Source organism: Bacillus infantis NRRL B-14911, from assembly GCF_000473245.1.
GTDB classification, from domain to species: domain Bacteria; phylum Bacillota; class Bacilli; order Bacillales; family Cytobacillaceae; genus Bacillus_AB; species Bacillus_AB infantis.
This window is the reverse complement of record NC_022524.1, coordinates 4,064,482-4,087,324: the sequence shown is the minus strand read 5'-3', so window position 1 is coordinate 4,087,324 and position 22,843 is coordinate 4,064,482. Positions and strand designations below refer to the sequence as shown.

14 protein-coding genes are annotated in these 22,843 nt (G+C 43.5%); 8 read left to right on the top strand and 6 right to left on the bottom strand.

Annotation, left to right across the window (positions count from 1 at the left end; translation table 11 throughout):
• Positions 1 to 62: 62 nt before the first annotated feature.
• The 4 genes from N288_RS20595 to N288_RS20585 all read left to right on the top strand — a co-directional run bounded on the left by N288_RS20595 (position 63) and on the right by N288_RS20585 (position 6,143).
• On the top strand, positions 63 to 2,171 hold the full coding sequence (locus N288_RS20595; protein ID WP_009792948.1) for an S-layer homology domain-containing protein: 2,109 nt from the start codon (positions 63 to 65) through the stop codon (positions 2,169 to 2,171).
• Between the two features lie 149 nt (positions 2,172 to 2,320).
• Entirely contained in the window at positions 2,321 to 2,485 is a 165-nt protein-coding gene (locus N288_RS25265; RefSeq protein ID WP_156917022.1) for a hypothetical protein, read from the top strand.
• Positions 2,486 to 2,695: 210 nt separating this feature from the next.
• Positions 2,696 to 3,964 (top strand): S-layer homology domain-containing protein, encoded by a 1,269-nt coding sequence (locus N288_RS20590; RefSeq protein WP_009792950.1) that lies wholly within the window; start codon positions 2,696 to 2,698, stop codon positions 3,962 to 3,964.
• Between the two features lie 172 nt (positions 3,965 to 4,136).
• Positions 4,137 to 6,143: a phosphodiester glycosidase family protein gene (locus N288_RS20585; protein WP_022544415.1), complete on the top strand. Its 2,007-nt coding sequence runs from the start codon at positions 4,137 to 4,139 to the stop codon at positions 6,141 to 6,143.
• Positions 6,144 to 6,255: 112 nt separating this feature from the next.
• Here N288_RS20585 and N288_RS25895 read toward each other — a convergent pair whose 3' ends face one another.
• Positions 6,256 to 7,959, bottom strand: coding sequence for an S-layer homology domain-containing protein (locus N288_RS25895; protein WP_022544414.1), 1,704 nt, complete (start codon positions 7,957 to 7,959; stop codon positions 6,256 to 6,258).
• A 164-nt stretch (positions 7,960 to 8,123) separates the two neighbouring features.
• Between N288_RS25895 and N288_RS20575 the strand changes: the two genes are divergently transcribed.
• From N288_RS20575 to N288_RS20565, 3 genes are all read left to right on the top strand, one after another.
• The gene (locus N288_RS20575; protein ID WP_009792953.1) at positions 8,124 to 9,569 is read left to right on the top strand and encodes an MBOAT family O-acyltransferase; all 1,446 of its coding nucleotides are present in this window, start codon (positions 8,124 to 8,126) and stop codon (positions 9,567 to 9,569) included.
• 12 nt (positions 9,570 to 9,581) lie between these two features.
• Positions 9,582 to 10,664, top strand: a complete 1,083-nt coding sequence (locus N288_RS20570) for a hypothetical protein (protein WP_022544413.1) — start codon at positions 9,582 to 9,584, stop codon at positions 10,662 to 10,664.
• A gap of 290 nt (positions 10,665 to 10,954) precedes the next feature.
• A complete protein-coding gene (locus N288_RS20565) occupies positions 10,955 to 14,467 on the top strand; it encodes a S8 family serine peptidase (protein WP_009792955.1) in 3,513 nt (1,170 codons plus the stop codon).
• Between the two features lie 479 nt (positions 14,468 to 14,946).
• Here N288_RS20565 and N288_RS20560 read toward each other — a convergent pair whose 3' ends face one another.
• A complete protein-coding gene (locus N288_RS20560) occupies positions 14,947 to 15,864 on the bottom strand; it encodes an accessory Sec system S-layer assembly protein (protein WP_009792957.1) in 918 nt (305 codons plus the stop codon).
• 15 nt (positions 15,865 to 15,879) lie between these two features.
• The gene (secA2, locus tag N288_RS20555; protein WP_009792958.1) at positions 15,880 to 18,234 is read right to left on the bottom strand and encodes an accessory Sec system translocase SecA2; all 2,355 of its coding nucleotides are present in this window, start codon (positions 18,232 to 18,234) and stop codon (positions 15,880 to 15,882) included.
• Between the two features lie 392 nt (positions 18,235 to 18,626).
• Here secA2 and N288_RS20550 point away from each other — a divergent pair, with 392 nt between their 5' ends.
• A complete protein-coding gene (locus tag N288_RS20550; RefSeq protein ID WP_022544412.1) occupies positions 18,627 to 19,688 on the top strand; it encodes a glycosyltransferase family 4 protein in 1,062 nt (353 codons plus the stop codon).
• Between the two features lie 200 nt (positions 19,689 to 19,888).
• On the opposite strand, the gene N288_RS20545 is transcribed toward N288_RS20550, so the two are convergent.
• From N288_RS20545 to N288_RS20535, 3 genes are all read right to left on the bottom strand, one after another.
• On the bottom strand, positions 19,889 to 21,127 hold the full coding sequence (locus tag N288_RS20545; protein WP_022544411.1) for an efflux RND transporter periplasmic adaptor subunit: 1,239 nt from the start codon (positions 21,125 to 21,127) through the stop codon (positions 19,889 to 19,891).
• A gap of 14 nt (positions 21,128 to 21,141) precedes the next feature.
• Positions 21,142 to 21,804, bottom strand: coding sequence for a hypothetical protein (locus N288_RS20540; protein WP_009792962.1), 663 nt, complete (start codon positions 21,802 to 21,804; stop codon positions 21,142 to 21,144).
• Between the two features lie 152 nt (positions 21,805 to 21,956).
• Complete coding sequence (locus tag N288_RS20535) at positions 21,957 to 22,835, bottom strand: helix-turn-helix domain-containing protein (RefSeq protein ID WP_009792963.1); 879 nt, start codon at positions 22,833 to 22,835, stop codon at positions 21,957 to 21,959.
• Between the last annotated feature and the right edge of the window lie 8 nt (positions 22,836 to 22,843).

The window sequence follows — 22,843 nt, the reverse complement described above, 5'->3', positions numbered from 1 at the left end:
CGCTCCTTCAAAATATATACATATTTTACATAGGAAGTAAAAAATAAGAGGTGCAGTATTTTATGAAGAAATATCCATTCAGCAATAAAACCGTCAAAGCCATCCTGGCTGCGACTATCGCTTTTTCACCGGTTGTCACAACAGGCATTTTCACAGCGTCAGAAAAAGTTGAGGCTGCCGAAGCTACATCCACTGATGCTTTGAACAGAATGACGCTGATTTACAGCAATTTCTCAACCGAAGAGAAAGCTGTTTTTAATAAGGCTGCTAACGGACTTAGCTCTTTTGGAGCTGGAGATTGGACAGCTGTGCTGACTCCAGCAACAGCTCAAAAGATTAATGACCAATTAGGTGATTTAGACGCACCATTGAATAAAGTTACAGCCGAGGGCATTGCAAAAGAATTATCCTTGCTTGTTTTTACCGCTAATTCTGCTAATCTTGATAGACAGTTAAACGACTTTAAGGAGTCTGATGAAGGCCGTGCGTTTGAGGAAATTGTCGGAACTGGCTCTATTGACACTGTTCTTGAGTTCCTTGTTGATTCGGAGAAACTTCTGTGGGAAAAATACCTTAGCAAGAACCTTGCAGACTTATTTGAAGTAATACTAACAGGTTCTATTGAAGGTATTACCGCTGAAATAAGGGATGAACTGCTAAATTCTAATACAAAGTATAAAGAATTGAATAATAAGCTAGCTTCAAAGATGGGAACTAGTCTTGAAGGTATCTTTGATATTAAAGATAATATTAATAATAAGTTAGTTTCGAAAAGTATTCTGAGTTCAAATGATTTGGATACATTAAGAGGGGCATTCATTATGGCTGCCAAAAAGGCTGGTAACCCTAACACACCATCGTCTGGAGGCGGAATCGGCGGAGGCGGCCCAGTCCCAACCCAGCCGTCTAACCCTGGCCAAAACGACGTAACCCTCCCGGCTGATTCGTCTGTCATTGAAAAGGTGACGAACTCTTCAGGTGTGACAGAGGTTGTGACAAAGGTTGTACCTGAGAAGGTGCAGGAAATCGTGGCTGCCATTACTTCTGAAAAGAGCGTCGTACCAATTACACTTGAGAGCGTTGGTGCAGGAGAGGATGTTAAAGCAGAAGTTCCTGCTTCCCTTTTCAGCGAAGCATTGAAAAAGAATGTCAAAGCGGTTGTTGCTGTCCGTACAGAGGAAGCTTCATATAATCTGCCGGTATCAGAAATCAATGTCAGTGCCCTTGCGAAAAAGCTTGGTGTCAGCGAAAGCAGCTTGAGCCTTACAGTAGCTGTCAACGTGGTAGACCTAAGCAAAGTAAGCGGTACAGTTTCAAAGAACAGCCTGAAGCTTGCATCAAATGTTATCGAGTTTTCTGTTCAGGCTGTATCAGGCAGCAAAACTGAAACGATTTCTGTCTTCGGTTCTTATGTAGAAAGAAACATTGTTGGAAGCAAGACGTTTAATGCTGAAAAGTCTGTTGCAGTTAAGTTGAATGACAATGGAACATTCTCAGCTGTCCCAACACTGTTTGACGGCAAAACTGCAACAGTGAAGTCATTAACGAACTCTAAATATACAATTGTGGAAAACGATGTTACATTCCCTGATGTTAATAATAAGAGCTGGGCAGAGGAGTATATTGAAACCCTTGCTTCGAAATACATCATTAAAGGGAAAGAAACAGGCAAGTATGATCCGGCCGAGCATATGACACGAGCGCAATTTGCCGTTCTCCTGGTCCGTGCATTAGGTCTTCCCGGACAAGCATATGATCATACCTTCAAGGATGTAAGCGGAAAAGAGTGGTTCAACAAAGAAGGCGAATTGATGGCGGCAGTTAAATATGGCGTGATTCAAGGCATCGGCGACGGCACTTTTGCTCCTAATGAAAAAATCACACGTGCCCAGGCGGCAGCCATGATTGAGCGTGCCATGAACATTAAATTCTTGAACTATGATAAATCTCAGCTTGATAAGTCGAAAAAGCTGTCTGACTTTAAAGATGCGAAGAAAGTCGGCGCTTGGGCTCAAAAAGGTGTAGAAGCCGTTTACCAGGCTGGCATCGTTTCAGGTAAGCTGGATGGAAACTATGATCCTAACGGATATACCCAGCGTGACCAAATGGCTAAGATTCTGGCTAACTTCCTGATCTCTGCCAATCTGATGAACGATACAATCAATAAATAATCACTGGAGACGCTGGAAGGAATCTTAACTTTCCAGCGTCTTTTTATACAAGTAATCTATTTAATATACACTTGTAATCTGTTTGTTGTTTACACTGCCGCGCTGTTCCTTTATAGTAATAGATATTACGAATTGGAAGGTATATGGAAATGTCTGAAAAACAAAAATACTTCTTTGATATATTGAAAGAGGCGCATAAGAGCGGGACAAGCGACAGCCAGCTTTCGACAGAAGAATTTATCAAGGATCTCCAAAAAAAACTAATTGAAATTTTTCCGCTGGATTCTGGAAACAGAAGTGATACCTCCAGCTAAGCTTAGGCAGTTCAAGATTATAATGAACTGTCTTTTTTTTTGCCATAATTAATTAATCCGAGAGAATACTGGAATAAATAATAGGTATTATTTACATGTATTACAAAATCTTTAAATTTGTTAAGATATCATTGCAAACCCTTTTATGCTTATATAAAGCACGAGGGCGCAATCATACTTATATAGTTTCTAACAGGAGGAAACAAGAACATGGCAAACGCATTTCAAAAATTTGCTGCTGCAGGTACAACTGCTGCAATAGCAGTAGCAGCAGTTGCTCCGGCAGCTTCAGCATCAGAATTTCATAATTTTAAGGATGTCAGCTCTAATTATGATGAAGCAGTTACCTTTTTCTATTTAGCGGACATTATTAAGGGGAAGTCTGATACTGAGTTTGGCACAAATCTGAACCTTACCAGAGGCGATGCTGCAGTCATCATGGCTAATGCCCTGGATTTAGATACAAACAATGCACCTGATGCAGGATTTACGGATTTAATTCCAAGGATTGAAGGCGCTGTCAACGCTTTAGCTGCTGAAGGCATCATTTCTGGAAAAGATAAAAAGACATTTGCTCCGAACGAACCGCTTTCAAGAGGAGCTATGGCGAAGATTCTTGTGCTCGGTTTTGGACTGGAGGATTTTGCGGCTGACACTCCATTCACGGATGCTGTTGGTGTCTTCGGCCCTTATATTGAAGCCATTTACGGTGCTGAAATTACAAACGGGAAAACAAAAGATTCATTCGGAACCAACTTGAAGATTACGAGGGGCGAGTTCGTTAACTTGCTATATAAAACCTACGAAGCGGTATTTGAGAATATGTACATGCCGCTTGCTGAGGAAGTCACTGTAATTAATTCCACTTCATTTACTATAGCTTTGGATGAAGCCGCTCCTGAGGACTATACTGCTAAAGATGTATATAGCCTTTTCTATGTAGATGTTGAGCTCGCTGGTGACTTCGTCATGGAGTTAAAGCCTTCAAAATTGAGTTTATCGGCAGACCGCAAGACGTTAACAGTAGAACATAACGATTTGGCAGGGAAGCAGGGATGGCTGTATGTTGATGACGTGGAAACCGCATTTGATTTTGCGCCGCCGGCAGCAGGTGTTGGTTCTATCACGCTTGAAGGCGTAACAGCTCCGGCAGTTTTCGATTTTAATGGGGGCACTGCTGCCTCAGTTGTTCTTCCTGCATCGAACGGTACTGCTAATCTTAATGCTATGGAAATGACAGTTGTCGACAGCATTTCTGCAACACAGGTTGAAGTGACGCTGAAAAGCACAGATGTAGAGTCTGTGAAAGCTGGCATAGGAGCCAACTGGGGGACATTGACTCATACGGACGGCAAATGGAAGCTGATCGATCACCCAAAATATGATGTTATTCCTGCCGGAAATTATGTTCTGGAGGCTCCGTTTACAGATCAGTCTAACAACACAACAACTCTTACTTTAAATGTAAAAGTTCAGTAACAAGAAAGAAGCCGCCGATGCGGCTTTTTTTTTTGACATCATATTGCGCTTGTAGAACCATAATATACCAATTGTTTTCTTCCGAGTTCAATCGACAAAATCTATGAAAATATGGTAAAACTATATGGTAGATACATAAATTGGTACATTTTATAAATCAAGGGGGCAAATTGTGTTAAAGAAAAAGAAGTTGATTTCTGTTTGTTTGTCATTCGCGCTTGCTGTACAGGCTGGTTCCTTCCTGGCTCCGGGCATGGCTGCCTCGGCCGCAGAGGCTGAACAATTCCAGGTTTCACCTGGAGTGAAGTATAAGGAAAATCGTGAGGTTATTAATTCCTATAATCAATCTATTAAATTTCTTGAAGTAAATATGGCAGATCCATATACAAAGCTTGATCTTTCCATACCTTTGCCGCTCAATACAATCTCAACTGTTTCTGCTCAGGCGAAGCTTAATCATAGAGAAGGAAATCGTGTGGTAGGTGCGGTTAATGGATCGTTTTTTGACATGAGCACAAAGTTGCCGATGTACTTGATTTCATACCGTAATAAAGTAATGAATACAGGGATCATCGCTACAGGCTCTGATCAGTATGTCAACAAGCCGGTGGCTTTTGGCATCAACAGTCAGGGCAAGCCGCAGATTGAGTCTTTCAATCTTTCGATGTCTGCTGTTCATAATAATCGTACAGTGAATATTACCAGCATGAATAAAATAAGGAATTATGATGACCTTATTTTGTTTACGCCGGAATACGCAAACGGCTATACGAATACAAACCAATATGGGATGGAAGTCGTCTTCTCCAATGCTTCTAAAAACAGGGACCTTGAGTTCGGTGATGTGATTACAGGCACAGTCAGCCAGATCCGCGCACACGGCGACATCACGAACACCAAAATCCCGGAAGACGGATTTGTTCTTTCTGCCCACGGTACGAGCCTGCCGGCGTTAAAAGAAATGAAGCCCGGTGATACCGTAGAGATTGCCATCAATATTGATGATAAATGGAAGAACTCTGAATATATGCTGGCGAGCGGCCCGCTTCTTGTCAATAATGGCAAGGTCGATCTGGGGATGGATCCCAACAGCACAAGGGCAAGGGAAAGGGCCCCCCGAACCGCTGTAGCCATCGATAAAACGATGAGTAAAGTATTCCTGGTGACTGTGGATGGAAGGCTGGCAGAAAGCAAGGGGATGAACCTTACCGAGTTCGCTCAATATCTTGTGAAGCTGGGAGCCTATAAAGCTCTTAATTTGGATGGAGGCGGGAGTACGGCCATCATCGCCCGCAAAAACGGCAATGACTTGGCCACACTGATGAATAAGCCGTCTGATGGCAGGGAAAGGGCTGTATCCACTTCCCTTCAGGCAATCAGCACAGCTCCTCTTTCAGAGCCAAAATTCTTGAATGCGGCATTATCCGCTTCAGGGGAAATTGTGAAAGGATCATCTTTAGCTGTCAATATAACCAGTGTTCTTGACCAATTTTATAATCCGCTTCCGAAAGATCCTTCCAAATTGAAACTGAGCAGTACAATCGGTGAAGTCTCTGGGAATATAGTAAAAGCAACGACAGCGGGAACCGGAGTGATAACAGCTTCTTATGGGAACGCAGTGAAGCAAATCCCGATCACTGTAGTGGAAGAGCTGGCCAAGTTCTCCGATGTCGGCTACAGTTCACCATACTTTGATTCTGTTGCTTTCCTGACAGATGGGAGAATCATTAATGGATATAATGATGGAACTTTCAGGCCGGGAGCATCATTAACAAGGCTGGATGCAGCGCTGCTGATAGCAAGGGCACTTAAGCTGGATACTGCCAATGCCCCATACGCAGGCTTTGCGGATGTACCGAAGGAATACCGTTATGCCAAGGAAATCTCAGCTGTCGCAGCTGCAGGAGTGATAAAAGGAAAGGAAGGAAATCTATTTGATCCGAATGCCAACCTGACCAGGGCTGAAATGGCCGTAATACTCCAAAGGGCCTTTAAGCTGACAGGCAATGCCCCTATCCGATTCTCTGATATGCCTCCTTCAAGCTTTGCTTACGAAGCAGTGGGGTCTTTGATTGCCAATAAGGTGACAGAAGGGTTTAAAGACAATACCTTCCGGCCTGGCGACACGGTAAACAGAGGACAGTATGCATTATTCCTGTACAGGATTTTAAGCAGATAAGCCGGTCGTTAATGCTCTGCTAAGCAGCTGACCCAGCCGGAAATAGACTGCAGCAACATAGAAAAACCTAAAAAAGGAACACCTCCCAAATATAATAGAGGTGTTCCTTTTTTTATTTCCTATAGGCGCGCGCCAGGAGACTTGCGAATTCCGCTCTTGTAATCGAGCTTCCGGGGGAGAATTGGCCGCTGCCATTCCCTTTTGTGATATTATTCTGTGCCAATGCCTGAATCGCCTCATAAAATCCATGATCGGGCGGAACATCGGTGAACACGGGATCGGCGGGCGTGTAGTTTAACTTGTACCCCAGGGCAATAACCCTGGCGAATTCTTGCCTGGACATTTCGTCATTTGGCCTGAAAGCTTCAGAGTCTGATAGAATGCCAGCCTGGACAAGCTTCATCACGGAACTGTAAGAAAAATGATTCGCAGGGAGGTCCTTAAAGGCTGCCTGGAACCCGCCCGCTTCAGGGAGGTCAATTGACCTGTCCAGCATGACTGCTGCTTCCGCTCTTGAGATGCTGGCATTCGGCCTGAAGGAGCCGTTGCTTTCACCTTTTATGATTCCTTCTCTCTTCAGCATGCTGATATCATCCCTTGCCCAATGCTTATATATATCTGTAAACCACAGTTTTTCCATCGCTCGGGTCAGGAAGACGGAAAACTGTGCTCTTGTCACCTGGTCGTTAGGCTTGAAGGTGCCATTAGAATAGCCGGAAGTGATACCGTACTCATAAATCGTTTGTATATATGGCAGTGCCCAGCTTGCATCCGAAACATCAGTAAATTGCTTTGTTCCAGACAGCGGGAGCTTAAATGCCATTGTTAATATCTTGCTCATCTCTGCCCGGGTCAGGGCATTCGTGCCGGAAAAGGCTGCCCCGTCCTGGAGGATCCCTTCTTCTACAAGTGCTGAAACAGCTTTGTACTCTGTATTCGTAACTGAAAGATCTTTAAACAAAGGACTCTTCCTGTTCTCGAGAGGAAGATTGAGCACCCGTGCTGTCATGATGGCCTGCTGGCTGCGTGTAATGCTGTCATTTGGTTTGAACAATCCATTCTTATAGCCGTTTATGTATTCAAGCTCTGAAAATCTATTAATCTCTTTTTCTGCCCAATGTCCAATTGTATCGGCAAAAAAATGTTGGTTCTTAGGATAATAGCTGATCGCCTGTCTGCCCATCTGCACCCAGGAAGCTTCAAAGTTTTTACGGCTGACCGCCCGGTTTTTGGTTTTATAGAGCGGGTCATTGATATACACATACTGTGAATCATAGCCTGTCACCAGAACACTGTGCTCTCTGTATGTAATGCTGACCTTCCCTGTGCTGGTGTTCCATGTCTGAAATTGCGAAGTGGGAAGCGCTCTGAAGCGTGAGTTGGTAATGACCCAGACTGTAGAACCCTTGTCTATCATTTTATATATGTAAGAAGGAGCAAGCCCTGTTAAATTAACGGTTCTTCCTGGCAGATAATCTTCTGCAAGCTCTGCTATAGGGCCGTTATATACGCCGTAGCCGGGAAGGGAATATGTATACATGTTTCCAACGAAGCCGTCGTATGGATTTCCGTGGAGCCCGTTCTGTTTAAATGGAACCTTTTTGATCTGCTTGGCCAATGTCATTTTATCCGCTTTGGCACCTGCATCCAGCAGCATCATGGCAAGGCTTGTCACCTCACAGCCCCTTGGCAGCTCCGGCAATTGTTTTATATGGGGGGCATCCAGCAGCTTCTTGGCTAAAGCCTCTTCCTCCAGGAGGGCAAGAGTGAAAATAAATCCTATCAACACCGTAAAAAATAGTTTGCTTAAGTGCATTACAGCCTCCTTAAATGTTTTAGCGCATTGATGAGAAAGCTTTTTAAGCAGGCTTTATCAACGAGCATAGGAATCGTAGCATTTTTCGGCAAAGTATGACAACTGCCTTTATATCTAGTATAATTGACCAGTAAAACTTACAACTTAACAGAGGTGCAGGCAAATTGCTTTTCAATTCTTATGAATTCATTTTTTATTTTTTGCCAATTGCTTTTTTGGGATATTTTTTTCTTCACTATATGAAGCAAGGGACAGCAGCCAAGTTGTGGATTGTCGCAGCTTCCCTGTTTTTCTATGCCTGGTGGAACATAAGCTATCTGCCGCTGATTTTGATATCCATGCTGGTTAACTTTGCAATAGGGACCTGTCTTGGGGGAATGGAAGAGATCAAGAAAAGAAAGATTGTATTGACCCTGGGAATTGTATTCAATGCCGGCCTGCTCGGCTATTTTAAATACACAGACTTCTTCCTATCCTCTCTCAATACATTTGCAGGAGATGCATTCCCGCTGCTTCATCTGGCTCTTCCGCTTGCCATAAGCTTTTTTACCTTTCAGCAGATCGCCTATCTGGTTGACAGCTACCGCTATGAAACGAAGGGCTATAAACTGCATGAATATATGGTTTTTGTGAGCTTTTTCCCGCAGCTGATTGCCGGTCCGATTGTGCACCACAGTGAAATGATGTCAGAGTTCCATAAAGAGGGAAGCGGCCGCCTTCAGGCGAAGAATATAGCACTTGGCCTTTTTATTTTCGGGATTGGACTATTCAAAAAAGTCATGATTGCCGATTCTTTTTCAGTATGGGCCAATGATGGCTACAGCAGGATTTCCGAATTGAATTTTGCGGAGTCATGGATCGTCTCCTTATCTTATACGTTCCAGCTTTATTTTGACTTCAGCGGCTATTGCGATATGGCTGCGGGTGCTGCCCTGCTTTTCAATATCAGGCTCCCTATTAATTTCAATTCTCCGTATAAGTCTCTTAATATCCAGGATTTTTGGCGGAGATGGCATATGACGCTGGGCCGTTTCCTGACGCACTATATCTACTTTCCGCTTGGCGGGAATAGAAAAGGGCCGTTCAGGACTTATATCAATATTATGATCATCTTTTTAGTGAGCGGTTTTTGGCATGGGGCAGGGTGGACCTTCATCTTTTGGGGATTCCTTCACGGGGCTGCCTCTGTGGTATACAGGTGGTGGAGCAGGAAGGGCTTCAAGATGCCGGCAATCCTCGCCTGGTTTATCACCTTCAATTTTGTCAATATGGCTTGGGTGTTTTTCCGGGCCGAAAGCTTTGCTCAGGCTGTCCTTATGCTGAAAATCATGTTTGGGTTCATCAATTTTGAGCTGCCGACAAGAGCTGCAGCAGTGCTCGAGCCGTTGACAGGGCTGAACCTCATGCCGGACAGGGCTATGTTTTACACGTTTCCGAGCTTCATCATGATTATATTAGCCTTATTCATTGTGACTTTAAGACATAATTCCTTTGAAATGATGCACAGATTCAAGCCTTCAGCGTTCAATATGGTTTTTCTGGCCATCATTTCAATTGTGTCGATCCTTCAGCTCGGCAAAATCTCTGAATTCCTATATTTCAACTTTTAAGGAGCAATGACAGTGGAAATGTCGTATAAGCGATTTATAACAGGTTTCTCTCTTATATTTATTGTCCTGGCTGTCATTCTGATGGGACTGGTATATGTATCAGATCCTTATGTCTACTACCACAAAGAAGGCATCTATAAACGTACATTCATAAAAAATTTTAATATGAGATACCAAATGGCAGGGATGATCCGCAATCTCGATTATGATACCGTGTTTATCGGTACCTCAATGGCGCATAATTTCAAGGAGGAAACCATCGACAGGAAGCTCGATGCAGCATCCCTCAATGCCTCCATATCCGGGTCTTCGGCTCATGAGCAGAAAAAAGCTGCAGAGCTCGCCGTCAAATCAAAGGACATTAAAAAGATTTATTGGGAAATCAATTATGATTCTCTGGCAGGCGAACCTGACAGGAAGGATGCTACTTTTCCCGAATATCTTTATGACAGAAATATCATCAATGATCTGCCGTACCTGCTCAGCTATGATGCCTTGAAGAAAATAGACTATCAGTATCATAACCAAGATAAAGTGAATATGGATGCTGATCCGCGGTCCTATTACAAATTTGGTGAGAAAAGGCCGCCTCTTACAGTCAGCGGGATGAAGGAGCAGCTGGAAGGAATATCCGCTCCGCCGGCCGCATCGCATAATACAGAGAGCTATATGGAAAGCTTCCGGACCAACATGCTGTCCATGGCAAAGAAGCATCCGGATATAGAATTCACCTTTTTTTATACACCATATCCAATCACACGGCATGTGGTTGTAGATGAAGGGAAGCCGGTTATTACAGCAGACAGGCTTCAGGTCAAGAAGGATATCTTTAAAGAACTTGATTCTTTAGGAAATGTGGAAGTTTATGATTTCCAGGATGAATCAGAGATAACCTTCAATGTATCCAATTATATGGACAGATCGCATTACTTCCCCTATGTAAACGATTGGATGCTTGACGAAATGAGCAAGGGGAACAGCATTAAAACCCTGGCAGAATACGACCAGAAAATCAGCAATATGAGAGAGCAGATCAAAAATTTCAAATATGCACAGCTGAAAGAAAATAGCAGTGAAACGGCTATGAGTAAATAAGAAGGCATCCGGTCGGATGCTTTTTTTTTGAAGAATACTATGAAGTTTGAAGAGGAGCAAAGCAGCCCGGCGGGTCCCTGTCAATTCTGCTGCTAATACCATAGTTTTATAAATGAAACTTTTTTCATTCCCATTCGTCTATATAGTAGGAATATATTGGTTTAATATGTATATATTTACTGTTGTGCTTAACTGCAGGGAAAATTTCTTGTGAGAATCTTGTATTCCTGTTTTAGGAAATTCAGGGTTGAGAGGTTAGAAGAAAACAGATGCTATTAGGGGGAAGAGTGATGGGGGAATGGAAGAAAAGCTTTGCCTCGATTGGGCTGAGTGCTGGTTTGCTGGCGGGAGCAGTTCTGGCTCCGGTTAATGTGCTTGCAGAATCAAAGGGCGGACAAAAGGTCAGCATCGCTTCAAATTTGAAAGATCATCGTTTGCTGAAGGACAAGCTGGAAGCCGGGGAAAGGCAGCTGGTCAGTGAAGATACGCTTATTATTAAATATAAGGGAACCATTTCGGCGGCAGAGCACAAGCGGATGGGTTCAATTGTGATAAAACAGATAGCAGATTTAAACTATTCAGTGGTCAAGGTTCAGGATAAAAAGAAGCTTCATGAAGTGATTGGCAAATATCAAAAAAACAGCAAGGTCCAGTCGGTCAGCCCTGCTGTTATGTACAAGCCTCTCGGGCTTCAGGATCCTAAGCTTGGGGAGTCTTATCATTTAACAATGCTTCAAGCAGAAAAAGCCCAGAAGCTTGCCGGAAAAAATAAAGTGAAGGTAGCAGTCATTGACCAGGGTGTTGACAGCAGCCATCCTGATTTGAAGGGGCAGCTCCTTTCAAGCTATAATACGGTCAATCCAATGAATCCGGGAATGCCAGATTTTCACGGGACACATGTTGCTGGGATCATTGCCGCCAAAAAGGATAATGGAGTCGGTGCATACGGGATAAATCCCAATGCCCAGATCTTGCCGATCGATGTGTTTGACAGGGGCTGGGGTGCTTCCGACTATGCAATTGCCCAGGGCATTATGCAGGCTGTCAAAAGTGGTGCCAAAGTGATCAACATGAGCCTTGGCGGTCCGATGAAGTCGCCAATCATAGAGGAGGCTGTCAAAAAAGCTCTCGCAAAAAATATTACCATTGTAGCGGCTGCCGGGAATACCGGTGATGACACCATCAGCTATCCTGCGGCTTATGAAGGGGTCATCAGCGTATCTGCCGTAGATAAGTACAAAAAATTAGGAGACTTTTCTTCCTATGGCCCATCGATTGATGTAGCTGCACCTGGGGCTGATGTATACAGCACCATCTACGAGCCGGAGAAGAAGTCAACCTTCAGAACGCTGAGCGGAACATCAATGGCCTCACCGATGGTAGCTGCAGCTGCGTCACTTCTTTTGTCCAAGAATCCAAATCTCACCCCGGCCCAGGTCGAATATATCCTGGAGCACACGGCCGATGATCTTGGAACAGCAGGCTACGATGTTAAGTTCGGAAGCGGTCTAATCAACCCGGTTAAGGCGCTTCAATTTGATATCAAGAAAGTTCCTTCCATTGTGAATAAGGCAAAAAGCCCAAAAGAAGTACAGACCGCTGCAGAAACCGTGGACAGCAGCAAAAAAATTGTAAGAAAAGGGACCTTAACCAAGCCTTATGAAGAAAAGTGGATCAAGTTCAATGTCAAAGAGGGAGAATACATCCAGGCTTCTCTGCTCGGTTCCAGCCAGTATGATTATAAAATGATGATCCATTTCTATTCTCCAAAAGGCGCGAAAGAAATAATAGATGTTAATAAAGTAAGAGAAAATAAAACGGAAGGAAAGCTGGTAAAAGCGCCTTTCACAGGAACTGTGGCAATTGGCGTAAAAGATGCAAATGGAAGCTATGATGATTCGGCTAAGAAACTTTCACAATATGAGCTGAATGTTGAAAAGCTTACGGTCCTTCCGGAAGATGAGTCGACAGCGGCGAATCCATTAAAAGTGGATACTCTGCCTTATGACTCCAAGAAAAGCCTAACCTTCATAGGCGAAAACGGCGATGATGACTATTTAAGCTTCAAAGCTGAAGGGGAAGAGCAGCAGGTGATTAAAATTACGTCGACAGGTGTTGCCGGAATAGACTCAACCATCAGCGTGTATCCTCTTGACATGATCTTCCCCGGGGATATGGGAGAGATGAGCGAGGAGGAGAAGGAACAGTATATCTATGAACTCCTTGAAGGCGAGGAACCTGTTGAGCCTATGCATTATGTCAATTCGAAAGGACGCGGTGAAGGGGAGGTCCTTACCTTTACAGCTGATCCTGGCATGGAGTATCTAATCAAAACTTCCAGCAAAAAAAGCAATTACTATGGAATATATGATTACTATATGAACTATGAGCTATTTGAAGAGGATGATGAAGTAGAATCTTCCATTTATCCGTATTCAGTGAAGATTGAAGGAAAAGTTCTTCCTCCGGATGAAGACGGCCTGCCATTCTATGATGAAGGAAGCACTGAAGAGAAAGTCGGATCTGCCAGCAGCGGCTTGGGCACACTGGAACAGAAGAGGAATACCTTCCGAGCAGCAGCGGAAGAGGATTCTTACGAAAATTATGTGGCAGCAATACAGGAGATGGCTCTGCCATATAAAATCGGGGGGACGGCTTCAGGATACCTGCAGACGTTCGAGGATGAAGACTGGTTTAAGCTCGAACCGTCAGAGACAGGCATTTACCAGTTTAGTATGCTGAACAGCACTGACATACCGATGCTTGAAATCTATCAGGTTGTGAAGGAAAAGGATGAAGAAGGAACAGAGCATACCTATCTGAATCAGATTGGATCAAATATCAGCTATAATATGTTCATTGATACAGATAAATCTCTGTATACCGGCTTGAAAAAAGGTGAAAATTATCTGGTTAAAGTGAATACAAATTACTATAGCAATCAGATTTCTTTTTCTCCCTTCCAGTTCACTTCAAAGCTGATTGTAAAAAATCCTCAGGATAAGTATGAGGATAATGATAAGATGGAAAAGGTGAAGGATCTGCCTGGCATGACAGTCCAAGGCAACTTTGCGATGCCGGGTGACCAGGATGTATTCTATCTGCAATCCAAATCAGAGCAAATCTATGGAATCACCTTGGAAAAAGGAGAGGTGCCGGCAAGCCTGAAGAAATATCCGAAGGAACTGCTTGGCAGTTTCTATGGATTCGTTGCAGTCATTGAAGACAAGAATAAGAACCGAAAAGTGGATGAAGAAGAGTATAATTATATTCAATATATCGAAAAAGGCATTGATTATGGAAACACGTTTGGTTCTTTTAAAGCGGAAAAAGGCAAGAATTATATTCTGGCCCTCTCCAGCTTCACAGATTCTGCTGTTCCGTTAACCCTTGTCCCGTATAAGCTGACTTTGGCCTCAACAAATAAGAAGGATGAAGATGCAGGAAACAAGGTTCGGAACAATATTGCCTCTAAGCCGGTTAAACTGAAGCAAAAGGGCAATATGTGGGAGGCCAGCGGATATTTGAATGCGGGCGTGCCAAATGGAGATGAAGACTGGTATGAGTTTACCCTCAAAAAGGACAGCAGCGGAAAAATTAAGCTTGAAACCGGAATAGAATCTGACGGGAAAATGGCTCTTTATCAGAATGGAAAGCTGGTATCTTCTGCTGATTTTTATCCTGAGGGAGATGCAGAGGTACTGAGCGTGAATCTGAAAAAAGGAACCTATCAAATCAAAGTAAATGATTATTTCCGAGGGTCCACAATTAAGCCTTATAAGCTGAAAGTATATCTGAAATAAGTGATGGAAAGCGGCTTTGAATCAAAGCCGCTTTATCCTTTCCCGCATGAGGAGAGGGACTTGAAATCTTGTTAAATCCCCAGTTATTATCAGTTGTGATCCTATTTCATTTTTATGGTATAAGGACTAATATTTTCATATTTTAACTTGTATATGATAAGTTATATGTTAAAATAAATATGTAACAAACCTGTTTTGTAAACTACTATAAATGGTTGTGGCCGGGGATGAGTACCTATTTTAATGGGTGCTCATTTTCTTTTATTTGAATGTTTTTTTAATAGAAATGCGTGTGAAAAAAACAATAAGGTTAAGTGCTGAAGCCTGACAGCTTCTTCCAGAATACTGGCCATCATCTCGTGGAGCATATAGCAAAATATGCTGATGGACATGCATAGTCACCGCATTTTCTTGCAGTAAGCTGAAAAAACCCTCCCCAGCCGGGAAAGAAGGCAGGGGAGGGTTTTCTTATGGTTACCTTAAATTTCCGTTTGAACCTGCTGCTGAAGGGGATAAGCCTTCCAGCTGCTTAAATCAGGGTTGTCTTTCAATAGTAGGCTTTTCGGAAAAATAAATGTCCATGGTTTGCTTGTATTGGCTTTGAGTTCAAACTTGTCGAGCTGAAAGCCGCCTTTTGCAATTACTTCGGAGGTGGCGTCTTCCACCTGGAGCGGCAGCTGCTGAAGCATGACATTCTGATCGTTTCCATTTCGGATCAGGAGTGTGACTTGCAGATCTTCATTGTCAGCAACTTTTGCCTGGATGCCCATAAAGTTGATTTCCCCGATCTTTGGCGGGTCCATTTGTTCAACCATCTGTTTAAGCTTTTCTTTGTCGCTGCTGCTCAAGCTATTCTCCCAGGCTTCATCCAGGTCCAGCCTGTGCTCCTCATTATTCCGAATTTCAAAAGCAAGCTTCCAGCCTTCTGCAGGGATCGAATCTGTCAGTAAATCAGAACTGTTAAAAGTAAAATTCCACGGACGGCTGCTTTTGGCAGGTATTTCACCAATTTCTGTAAGATCAAATTCCTTCCGTGCGAGAATTTCCTCATCTGGCCCCACAAGCAATAAGTGGGTCTTCTTGAACTCAACGGCCTTTGAAAGGCTGCTGCGGACAAAAGCGGCAACTGTCACAGATCCGCCATCCTGCTGCAGCTCAATTCCTGCCAGGGAAATTTGATTCGGCAGAAGGGGAGGCAGTTCATTATTAAGGAACCTTAAAACATACTGCTGCTCTGCTGTAATATTTGTGGCCGGATGGAGGGATAGTGCAGTTTCCACCTCTTCTGCAGCCGCTTCATTCCCTGTCTCATTCAGTAATTCTTTTGAAGATATCGTGCTGTCAGTGCCTTGTTTGACAGGCTTTTCCTGTTTATTCTTTTTAAAGAAAGATAACATGGCTTGTCTCCTCGTTTATGAGTCTTGGCTAATGGATCTGATGATCTCGGCCAGCTTTCGGCTGATTTCTTTTTCTATCAGGAAATAGGTGCTTTCAAATAGCTCAAGGCCTTCCTTCTGATAGAGTCTCATAGGATCTTCCTGCTGGTAATGCCTCATGCCTATTCCTTCTTTAAGCCTGGCCATATTTTCAAGGTGAATAATCCAGTTGCGGTCTATGATGGCAGTAAGCAGGTGCTTAAGGGCATTTTGCAGCATCTCATCTTCACCAAGTGTACCTGCATAGGCCAGATAGTCCTTGATCTTGCGTTCGGCTATTTCTTTAATATCCTGGATTTCATACTGGTCCTCACTCAAGTCTATCGATCCACCCGCAAGCAGCAGATTAAGTTCGTCTGCCAGGCCTTTTATATTCAAGGCCTCCTGCTGGATCCCCTCTTCTTCATAATGGGCAATAAGCTTACCGGCGGCAGAGTGGACCATAGGCAGGATGACAGGAAGAATATTATCATCGCTCAATGCCTTATTCCTTAGATGATAAATGACATTGCGCTGCTCGTTGATCACATCATCAAGCTTCAAATTGTACTCCCGCATAGAATAGTTGGATCCTTCCACAATCCTTTGAATGCGGTCAACGAATTCATGGATTTTCTTCCCTTGGATCAACCCGGTTCCGTCAGCCTGGATAGAGGCAAGAAGCTTCTCCGCATCTTCCTTGGCAAAGCGCCTGAACATATCGTCTTCAAGCGAAATGAAGAATTGGCTGCTCCCGGGATCGCCCTGGCGCCCTGATCTTCCTTTCAGCTGGTTATCAACCCTGCGGCTTTCATGTTTTTCAGTACCGAGGACAAAAAGTCCGCCAAGATCATGGACTCCCTCACCGAGCATGATGTCCGTTCCGCGGCCGGCCATATTGGTTGCAATTGTTATTCTTCCTTTTTGTCCGGCCATTTCAATAAGGCGGACCTCTTGCTCCACTGTCTTGGCATTAAGGAGTTCGAATGAAAGTCCGGCCTTTTTCAAATATTCAGCAGCCTTTTCGGACTGCAGGATAGAGGCTGTTCCTATGAGGACAGGCTGCCCCTTGCTGTGACGGCCTTTAACCTCTTCAACCATTGCTTTGTATTTCTGTTCTGCTGTTTTATATACTTTGTCTGAAAGATCTTCCCGGATGATCGGTTTGTTTGTCGGAATCTGAATGACGTCCATCCCGTAGATTTCCATCAATTCTTTTTCTTCCGTTTTAGCTGTGCCGGTCATACCGGAAAGCAATGGATACATCCTGAAGTAATTCTGGATGGTGATGGATGCCTGAGTTTTATTTTCTTCTGTAATCTCAAGGCCCTCTTTTGCTTCCAATGCCTGATGGAGTCCGTCGCTTAATGTCCGCCCGTCCATGATACGGCCTGTAAACATATCAACGAGCTTGATTTCACTGTCTTTAATGATGTAGTCAACGTCTTTTTCAAACATCACATGGGCACGGACTGCCTGGATCATATAATGATACAGCGTCTGATGCTCCAGCTCGTAAAGATTGTCGATCCCAAAGGCTTTTTCAACTTTTTCGATTCCCTCTTCAGTTAAACTTGTCGCCTTCGTCTCTACATCAAATGTATAATCCACATCAGCTTTGAATCTTTTCGCCAGTCTTGAACCAATATAATGAAGCTCTGAGCTCGATTCCATTTTTCCGGCTACGATAAGCGGTGTTTTTGCTTCGTCTATCAGAACACTGTCCACTTCATCTATAATTGTATAATGATACGGACGCTGAACTTTCTGGGAAAGCGACGCTGCCATATTGTCCCGCAGGTAATCAAAGCCGAACTCCGTTCCAATCCCATAAGTGATATCCGCCTGGTATGCAGCCTTTTTTTCTTCAGGGGAAAGCATAGGTACATTCAAGCCGACAGTAAGACCGAGAAATTCATGGATTTTTCCAACAAGATTTCTGTCCCTGGCAGCGAGATAGTCATTAACTGTTATGACATGGACCCCTTTGCCTTCAAGAGCTCTCAGATAAGAAGGAAGGGATGCTACCAGGGTTTTTCCTTCACCTGTAGGCATTTCGGCAATATTGCCGTCAGACAGTACAAGTCCGCCGATAAGCTGCACATCATAATGCCTGAGCCCAAGCACCCTTCTTGAAGCTTCCCTGACTGCAGCAAAGGCATGAGGGCGTATATTTTCAATTTTCTCCCCGCTGGAGAGCTGTTGTTTAAATTCAGTTGTTTTATTTTGCAGTTCCTGGTCGCTGAGCTTCTGATAGCTCGGCTCCAAACTGTTTATCTCTTCGACTATTTTCTTGTATTTTTTTAAGCGGCGGTCATTTGTGTCGCCAAATTTCTTTAACATTGTCAGCATATTGGGACGCTCCTTATGCAAATTCCCTACTAGTATATCATGTATTTTCCTATTATAGTAATACTTGCAGGAATGACAAAATCTTCTATAAAATTCTGTCTGAATTTGAAACCTCGCCTGCTTTTTCTCCGTCTAATGATTTATTGGAGGATGAGGAGAGAGGGGGAAGTCTGCAGTCAGAAGTTTTACATATTGAAAGATTGGAAATATTACATACATGCCTGTATAAGTACATGAAAAGAAATAAAAAATTAATATATTAATTGAATTTGATGTGCTATAATGCATTGTGGCAATAATAGTATCTGTGTAAATAAATGACGAAATATGCATCATTTTTGGATAGTAAAATAAAAGCTGAATGGATATGCTATTTATTAAGGAGGCTCTACATGATTTACTTGACCATGTTAATTTGTTTCATCACCTCCATTCTTATTACACCTTTAGTAAAAAAACTTGCCTTTAAAATTGGCGCTACAGACAAGCCCAACCAGCGGAAGGTCCACCAAAAGATTATGCCCCGGCTGGGCGGCCTTGCCATTTATATAAGTTTTATCGCAGGCTTGCTGATTCTCCAGCCTGAAGCACCTTACAATATGGCGATCATCCTTGGAAGCCTGATCATCATTGCAACCGGGGTTCTGGATGATATGATCGAAATATCAGCAAAAGTTAAGCTTGCCGGTCAGCTGGCTGCAGCAGCCATCGTTGTTATATGGGGAGGCGTGCATGTTGAGTTCGTCAACCTCCCATTCGGAGGCATGCTTGAATTTGGGATGCTGAGCATACCGCTCACGATTCTTTGGATTGTCGGCATCACTAATGCCATCAATTTGATTGATGGTCTGGATGGCCTGGCAGCAGGTGTGTCATCAATTGCCCTGATTACTATTTCAGGGATGGCCATCATTATGGGCGACCCTTATGTAGTGGCAATCGGAAGCATCACACTTGCAAGCACACTCGGATTCCTGATTTACAATTTCCATCCGGCAAAGATATTTATGGGGGATACAGGAGCCCTTTTCCTTGGCTATATCATTTCTGTATTATCACTGCTTGGATTTAAGAATGTAACCATGATTTCTTTCATCGTTCCTGTTATTATCCTCGGAGTTCCAATTTCTGATACATTCTTTGCGATTATTCGCAGGATTGTCACGAAAAAGCCTTTATCAGCTCCGGACAAATCCCATCTTCACCATTGTCTGCTGCGCCTTGGCTACTCCCATCGCCAGACAGTAATCCTGATATATGCGATGGCTGCATTTTTCGGACTAACGGCGGTCATCTTTTCCCAGGCTAAGGTGTGGGGATCATTCGTTGTGATAGGAGTCCTCCTGCTGCTCATCGAAGTATTCGCTGAGAAAGTCGGTCTGATGGGCAAGGATCACAGGCCATTGCTTAAGGTCATGCGCGATATCCGGTATTCGACGGCGAAAGACAGATAAGAAAAGAACACTCCAGCTGGAGTGTTCTTTTTTTTAGCAGATAAGAAAGTATATTTTTTAACTTGGATTACTGTCTAGCAGCTGCGCCTACCCCCTCGAGATCACAAGCCAAACCTCCCAAAAAGGCAAAGAACGCCTTTCCGGGAGGATCGTCTTGTGCTTGTCGGGGGTGAATAAGGCGCTTGCGCTTTTCTTATGTCCTAGCGGTTAAACATACCAAGAAGGAAATACTTTAACTTTTCCCTGTTGGTCATATGCTTCAGTGCACCTGGGTAGAATTTATCCATAGTAAATGGTGTGAAGAACTCCCGGCTGATTTCAGCTGCAGGTTTTGGATGCAGCATCAGCGGTTCCTGCTGTTCCAGTCCTGAGACAACCTCGCTGCTGCCTTTGACCTTCAATCCTTCCTGTACTTCCCGTTTTTCTGTTTTCCCCACGCTGTTCAGAACAATGACATATTCTTTATCATTTTGCTTCATAATACTTTTAGAAGGAGCCACAACAGCATCTTTTGCTTCGCCTGTTGTGATTTCAACATTGAGCTGCATTCCCGGGTGAAGGTTTTCGAGCTTCTCCTGGGCTTGATCCAATTCTACTGTGAATGGATAGCTTGCCTGTGTTTCAGTCGATAAAGGTGTTTCAGGCATCGTTTGGACACTTGCTACTCTTCCTGTAAAGTCCTTTTTAAGTGTTCCTGACTCTACAGCCGTTTCCTGGCCCTGAACAACCTTCTGCAGCTCCTTCTCATCCAGCTTGCCTTTTACTGCAGCAGCTTCAGAACGGATCATGAGCACTGGATTGTCCAGGTCTTCGCTTATCGACACGATCTGCCCCTCTATTTCGCTCAGATAGCTCATCACACCTGTCTGTTCATTGACATAATCGAGCTGCTCTTCGTACTTATCTCTTTCGTCTTCAAGCAGGTCAGCTTCAAGCTCTTGGAGCAGAATTTCTTTTTCTGTATCATGGATGCTTACGGAAAGATCTTTCTCTTCTTTTTCAGCATCAGTGGAAGTATATGCCTGTTCGGCTTCAAGAGCAGATAAATAGTTGTTCAGGCTGGAAATATGGTTCTGGACCGAGTCAATCTGGTTTGTAAGCTGTTCAATTTCGGACTCAATCCTGTTCCTGTCCCTGTCCAGGTTGACCGATTCATATTCGTACAAAGGTGTTCCTGGCGTTACTTTATCGCCTGGCTTCACCAGAAACTTTGAGAATGTTCCGTCCTCTTCGCTGAAATAAACGGGATATTCAGACTGGGGGATGGCTACCCCAGGCTTCGAGAGGGTCTCTTTTAAATCTCCCTGGGCAGCCCGCTGCCATTCGCTTATATAAACTGATTTATCGATTTTACTGTCTTCTTTTATGATCAGGTATGTATTTGCCCCTGTAAAAGCTATTACACCTGCTGCCAGTAGACCCGCTTGCCAACTTTTCATTTCACTCAACACCTTTAAAATATCTTTTCCATTTTGATATGTGTTCCCAATGCTGTTAAGATCCAAAACACGATATGGAGTGACAGGACAATCAGGAATATGACCCATCCTTTCCTGCCGGTCAGCTTCTTGATCCAATAGGTTTGAACATATATGATCCAGACTTGGAATAGTGTTATGGCTCCCAGAAAGTGCACAATCAATCCATTGGATGTGGCGTACTGAGCCAGGATGCCCAATGAAAACGGGGAGGATGAAGGAGTGATTCCCCATGTCAGGCTGATCGGGATGAGCAAAGCCTTTTCAATCAGCAGAATGGAAAAAGCAAAAAGCTGCACCACTAGTAGCTTTTTATATTCCAAATCTGTCAGGGTCCAGAAATATAAAGCCGGCAGGAAGATGTAGATAGCAGCATACAGCAGCCCCCAGACTATCTTTCCAAGAACAAATAGCCCCTTTCTTGCCTCAAATTCGCCTGCAGACAAATTACTCAGCTCTTTTGATATGAATTCTGTCCCGATTCCAAAGTAGGAACTTATTGCATAAATAATGCTGCTCAGAAGTGCCAAGAGCCAAATCCTTTTTCGGAGCCCCCGGAAATCCTCCGCTTTTTCGAGCTGATAAAGGCTTATCCCGGGAGACCGCAGGGCCATTAACAGCTTTACTTCATAAATCATAGAATAGTTTCCTCCATAGTCTGTTAAATATAGACAAAATATCTCAACTATTATTCTATCGCAAATAATGGAAAAAGGGCAGTAATAACCGGTGGAAATGCCTATGAAAAAAAGAGGATTATTTTATCGGTATAATAGTTCGATCTTAATGGCTAGATCGGGAAATTCCAGGTTTTCAATTTGTTATTGATATAAGAATGGTATTTCGTATCGTTCTGCAGTTCAAATATGAGAAGTGCCTTTTCCATGTATTTCTTCGCCTCCGCCAGCTGGTGACTCAGCTCATAATTATAGCCTGTATGATAATGAAGTTCACCGAGAAGGAAGAGATGATCTTTTTCAAGGCACCAGGCTATCCCTTTTGTGCAGCTTTCAATGGACTCTTCATATCTTGAAAGTCTGGTGAGCACCCGCGCAATGTTATAGTGCAGTTTCGTCATCAGCATAACATCCTGCAGAGTGGCCAGTGAATCAATAAAGCGCTTGGCATCCCTGTAAACGGCCAGGGCCTCTTCAAGCTCATTTTCTTCAAAGAGTATAATGCCCTTGCTCAGGAGAATTTCAATTTCACGCTCTGTCCACAGCTTCCCATGTGTTAAAGCAATGGCCTCATTCAGGACCTGGTGTGCTTTAATCGGATTCTTATTAAGGTGGTATTCGTATATGCCTCTATGCCACTGGATCAGCTGCCTGTTCACAGGATTTTGTGTAAATAAAGGGTTATTCTCTTCCCCTTTAATGATAGAACGCATGGTTTCATAATCAAAGCTGCGCCTGGTGATTTCCAGCTGGCGTTCGACCTCCAATATATAATCCAGCCTCGGTGTTGTACCTATATGAAAGAAGTAGTTAACATCCACACCAAGCTTTTGGGAAATCAGGTAAAGTGTGGACGCATACGGGTATACATCCCCTTTCTCTATTTTGCTTATCTGTGCCTGGGTGCATATGCCTTCTGCCAGTTCTTTCTGAGATAATCCCAGCAGCTTCCTGAGATCCCTTATTTTTTGTCCGATTGCTGAGAAATCCATCTATCATT

Bases quoted from the DNA above. Each gene is read 5' to 3' on its own strand.
- N288_RS20535 (WP_009792963.1), bottom strand. From the start codon at position 22,835: ATGGATTTCTCAGCAATCGGACAAAAAATAAGGGATCTCAGGAAGCTG.
- N288_RS20595 (WP_009792948.1), top strand. From the start codon at position 63: ATGAAGAAATATCCATTCAGCAATAAAACCGTCAAAGCCATCCTGGCT.
- N288_RS20540 (WP_009792962.1), bottom strand. From the start codon at position 21,804: ATGATTTATGAAGTAAAGCTGTTAATGGCCCTGCGGTCTCCCGGGATA.
- N288_RS20550 (WP_022544412.1), top strand. From the start codon at position 18,627: ATGATTTACTTGACCATGTTAATTTGTTTCATCACCTCCATTCTTATT.
- N288_RS25265 (WP_156917022.1), top strand. From the start codon at position 2,321: ATGTCTGAAAAACAAAAATACTTCTTTGATATATTGAAAGAGGCGCAT.
- N288_RS20565 (WP_009792955.1), top strand. From the start codon at position 10,955: ATGGGGGAATGGAAGAAAAGCTTTGCCTCGATTGGGCTGAGTGCTGGT.
- N288_RS20590 (WP_009792950.1), top strand. From the start codon at position 2,696: ATGGCAAACGCATTTCAAAAATTTGCTGCTGCAGGTACAACTGCTGCA.
- N288_RS20560 (WP_009792957.1), bottom strand. From the start codon at position 15,864: ATGTTATCTTTCTTTAAAAAGAATAAACAGGAAAAGCCTGTCAAACAA.
- secA2 (WP_009792958.1), bottom strand. From the start codon at position 18,234: ATGCTGACAATGTTAAAGAAATTTGGCGACACAAATGACCGCCGCTTA.
- N288_RS20545 (WP_022544411.1), bottom strand. From the start codon at position 21,127: ATGAAAAGTTGGCAAGCGGGTCTACTGGCAGCAGGTGTAATAGCTTTT.
- N288_RS25895 (WP_022544414.1), bottom strand. From the start codon at position 7,959: ATGCACTTAAGCAAACTATTTTTTACGGTGTTGATAGGATTTATTTTC.